General features: G+C 31.9%; 5 protein-coding genes. All 5 read right to left on the bottom strand.

Annotated elements, in window-relative coordinates; translation table 11 throughout:
- Window positions 1-1,140: nucleotide sugar dehydrogenase (locus MVY38_RS04345; protein ID WP_297483924.1), on the bottom strand; the 1,140-nt coding region annotated here is incomplete at its 3' end.
- A 9-nt stretch (window positions 1,141-1,149) separates the two neighbouring features.
- Complete coding sequence (locus tag MVY38_RS04340) at window positions 1,150-1,626, bottom strand: hypothetical protein (RefSeq protein ID WP_297483922.1); 477 nt, start codon at window positions 1,624-1,626, stop codon at window positions 1,150-1,152.
- Window positions 1,623-1,745 carry a hypothetical protein gene (locus MVY38_RS04335; protein ID WP_297483921.1) on the bottom strand — a complete coding sequence of 41 codons (123 nt, stop codon included), beginning with the start codon at window positions 1,743-1,745 and terminating at the stop codon, window positions 1,623-1,625. The genes MVY38_RS04340 and MVY38_RS04335 overlap by 4 nt, the downstream gene beginning before the upstream one ends.
- Window positions 1,746-1,767: 22 nt before the next feature.
- On the bottom strand, window positions 1,768-2,928 hold the full coding sequence (locus MVY38_RS04330) for a Wzz/FepE/Etk N-terminal domain-containing protein (RefSeq protein ID WP_297483920.1): 1,161 nt from the start codon (window positions 2,926-2,928) through the stop codon (window positions 1,768-1,770).
- Window positions 2,929-2,956: 28 nt separating this feature from the next.
- On the bottom strand, window positions 2,957-4,024 hold a 1,068-nt coding region (locus tag MVY38_RS04325; RefSeq protein WP_297483919.1), incomplete at its 5' end, for an exopolysaccharide biosynthesis polyprenyl glycosylphosphotransferase.

Genomic DNA, 4,024 nt, shown 5'->3' with positions numbered 1-4,024 from the left:
GTTTGCGTTGTATGGAAGTTCATCTATAAAAGGGAGTTTTTTACTCTCTCTGTCACTCTTGTCTACCCAGTAGTCATAAATATCAATTTGACATTCATACTCTTGAAGCTCTTTAATAATGTCAACAACTTTCGTATTTCTCATATCAGGACAATTTTCTTTAAATGTAACACCAAGAAGAAGAACTTTTGCACCTTTAAGCCGCTTATCTGCTTTTATCATGAACTTGATTGCTTTATTTGCTATAAGTTTACTCATTCCATTATTAATATGTCGTGCACCAAGAATTAAATTTGGTGTATAGCCCAATGATTGTGCTTTATGCGTAAGATAATACGGATCAACTCCTATACAATGCCCACCAACAAGTCCGGGAGCGAGTTTAATGAAATTCCACTTTGTTGCGGCTGCTTCAAGCACTGCGTTTGTGTTGATGTTCATTGTATCAAATATCATTGCAAGCTCATTCATAAGGGCGATGTTTACATCTCTTTGGGTGTTTTCAATGACCTTTGCAGCTTCTGCAACTTTAATTGTAGGTGCTAAATGTGTTCCGGCTGTGATTATTGACTTATATAAATCATCCACTACTTTTGCTATCTCTGGAGTTGAGCCTGAAGTGATTTTAAGGATCTTTGTAACAGTGTGTTCTTTATCACCCGGATTAATACGCTCAGGAGAATAACCACAGTAGAAATCTTCATTAAATTTCAGTCCGCTTCCCTCTTCTAAGATAGGCACACAAACCTCTTCGGTTACACCAGGGTACACAGTAGATTCATAAATGACAATGTCACCTTTTTTTAGAACTTTTGCTACAGTCTCAGTAGATTTTTCTATGGGAGTCAAGTCTGGTTCATTATTATTGTCAATAGGAGTTGGAACAGTAACGATGTAGACATTGCTATTTTTAATATCTTCCACATCCATAGTAAATTTCATTCCGTTTTTAAGAGACTCATTTACCTGCTCACTTGTAAGTTCGAGTGTTCTGTCAAAGCCACTGTTAAGTTCATCAATCCTTGGCTTGTTTATATCAAAGCCTACTACTTCGTATTTTTCGCTAAATGCGTGGGCTAGGGGTAAACCTACGTAGCCTAGACCTATAATTGTTATTTTTTTTGAGTATATTTTTTCCATTTTAGCTGCTTAATTTTGAAGTAGCTTAAAATCATAAAAGTTTTTTATTCGTTGGTATATATTTATCAATGTATCTTTTTTATAATATAGCTTATTTATAACTTCTGATGTCTCTTCTGGATCATCATCATAATTATGAGCTAATTCATTTCTATCATTTCTTAGTTCTCGCCATACATCAACATCTTCCAATAGTTCTAACTTTTCTAATCTATTTAAAATATCAATAAATGGCTTATTTTCAATTTTTTCCTCTAAATATAATAAAATAGTTTTAAATAATTTCTCTCCAATGGCATCCTGAAGCTTAGAAAATCTAAATAAGAACTGATCTATATGTTCAATTTCATCATCAGATAAATTCAAATACTTATTTTTATCTAATGGCATATTTAGCTTCATTTTAGCGGATGAGCTATTGATTCTCTCTATATGTTTATCACATTCATTAAAAATTTTAACAAGCTTTTGTTCATACACATTCATAACTTCACACCTTTTTTACTGTCATCAACACGAGAACCAAAAAGATATATTTCTCCATCTCCAAAAACCTCTTCAAAAATTTTCTTGATTGATGCAATCTCATATTGTGTTAATCTCATATTCTAAACCATATTTTACATATTAAGTATTACTTGATGTGTTGTCTTTTCCTATAAACTCCAAAAAAAATGCAAGAAATATAGAAAGCATCAAGCCAGTTATAAATGCAACAATTACTATTAACTTTTTCTTTGGTTTCACTGGTTTGTCATGTGTATAAATTTTATGTATAATATGTGTCATGACTAGATAAGGCGCTTTCATGGACATTTCAACTTCTTTTATCTGTGTATGAATTCTAGGTAAAGTAATAGAGGTCATTTTTTCTATTTCTGCTTCTTTAGCAGGAATGATTATCTCAAGAAGTTTTCTTCTTTGTGCTTCTAGATTTGGAATCGTTTCTTCGTTAATAGTAGATATTTTACTTTCCAAATCAATAATTTTTGCTTTCAGACGTGCTATATCATTTTCTAGGTTTGCCATTTGCATAGATGTCATAGTTGCTAAAGTAGGATCTTGTTTGGCTACACGCACAATCTCTTTGCGCATAGATTTAATTGCAGCTATTTTCTTTGAAATTTCTGCTTTACTCTGCTTTATTTTATCATTTAAAGCATTAATATTAACTATTTTAATCAGTTTTATCTTATTATCTATCTTTTTCAGTTCTGATGTTTTCAAAAAAGCAAAATCTTGTTTCAGTTGTGGCAAGACCGTATGTGTCTCATACTCAATATCTTGATGCAATTTCTCAAGTTTGTCTTCTTTTCTCTCTAAAATCATATCATAATAAACTTTGTCTTTACTCAAAATATCATCAAGAGGTTTTTGTATAGTTTTAGTAGCTCCACCATTACTACCTGCATATGCAGTTATAGTTAAAAAAGCTCCTGTTTTATTTTTTTTAGGAACATCTACACTTTTAATATAGCATGTACTGTTTTTATCTCTATACTTTCCAGCTATATCGTACTTAATGTCAAGATACTGTTTTAAATCTTCAACATTATCTATATACTGTGATACCAATAAACCTGAATTATTTTTTTTAAGTTCTTTTCCAATTTCTACTGTAGCCTTTGCCTCATAAACAGGTCTTACCAAAAGCACATAAGCCAATGCTGCAAGTGTAACAACTCCTGTAGTCAACCAAATGAGTCTCTTTCTCTTTCTTAAAACCGCCCATAACTCTCGTAAATCTATTGTATCTTCTTCATAACACTGTTCTTGCATATTTCGCATTTTTTTCCTTTATTTATAATTTCATATTTTAGTATGCACCCTCACGAAAGAGTACTACTTTTACTGTTTTAAAGAGTATGACTATGTCTAGCCATAAAGACCAATTCATTACATACCATTTGTCTGTTTTTACTCTGTAATCATAGTCGGTATCACTTCTTCCACTTACTTGCCAAAGCCCTGTAATACCAGGCTTAACCATAAAGTAGTATTTTGCATCTTCTTTGTAATATTGATCGATTTCTTGTTGAATAACAGGACGAGGACCAACAAAGTTCATCTCCCCTTTTAAGACATTGAAAATTTGAGGAAGCTCATCGAGTGATGTCTTTCGTAAAAGAGCACCTATTTTTGTAACACGAGGATCTTCTTTTAGTTTAAAGTTTTTCTCCCACTCTGCTTTTACTTCTGCATCTTCTGCCAAAAGTTTTTCAAGACGCTCTGCTGCATCACTATACATACTTCTAAATTTAAGTGTTGGAATAACTTTTCCATCCTTTCCAATACGATTGTGTGCAAAAAAGACAGGTCCAGGAGACTCTTTTTTTATTAAAAAAGCCAAAATACCTATTATAGGCAGTAATATTGGTAAAAGGAAAATTGCTAATATATAGTTAAAACACACCTGCACAAACATTCGACTTTTTGAAGCAAGACGATTTGTAAAGTAGACTAAATTAGTTCTTGTATTTTGCAATTTATCAATATGTGAATTTGTAAGGTCAAACTCATCAAAAGTTGGAATAAAAAGCACTTCGTGTTTAGCAGACAATGCTTCACTAATAATTAAGTCTCTCTCATTTAAACTCATATCTTTAGCATTGACAAAGACAACTTCAGCATCTCTTTCTTTTGCATCTTTATATCCGAGGTAAGGATTAGTAAAGACCTCTTGACGAACCAGAATATCACACCCATACACACGAGCTCTTTTTTTCCATAAACCAATTTTAAAAAGCCATTTTTTTCCAATATTTTTAAACAATGGAATAAAGAACATCATAAAAATTATGGAAAAAGCAAGAACCAAGCGAGAAAACAATTCAACATTTTTACTCATTGCTAAAATTGCAAAAATTAGCACAAGAGAGATAAT

It is taken from the genome of Sulfurimonas sp., from assembly GCF_027056685.1.
Classification (GTDB): domain Bacteria; phylum Campylobacterota; class Campylobacteria; order Campylobacterales; family Sulfurimonadaceae; genus Sulfurimonas.
This window is presented reverse-complemented; position numbering and strand designations above follow the sequence as displayed.

What these genes read in the sequence shown, in the direction of transcription:
- MVY38_RS04340 (WP_297483922.1), bottom strand. Translation starts at nt 1,626, where the DNA reads ATGAATGTGTATGAACAAAAGCTTGTTAAAATTTTTAATGAATGTGAT.
- MVY38_RS04335 (WP_297483921.1), bottom strand. Translation starts at nt 1,745, where the DNA reads ATGAGATTAACACAATATGAGATTGCATCAATCAAGAAAATTTTTGAA.
- MVY38_RS04330 (WP_297483920.1), bottom strand. Translation starts at nt 2,928, where the DNA reads ATGCGAAATATGCAAGAACAGTGTTATGAAGAAGATACAATAGATTTA.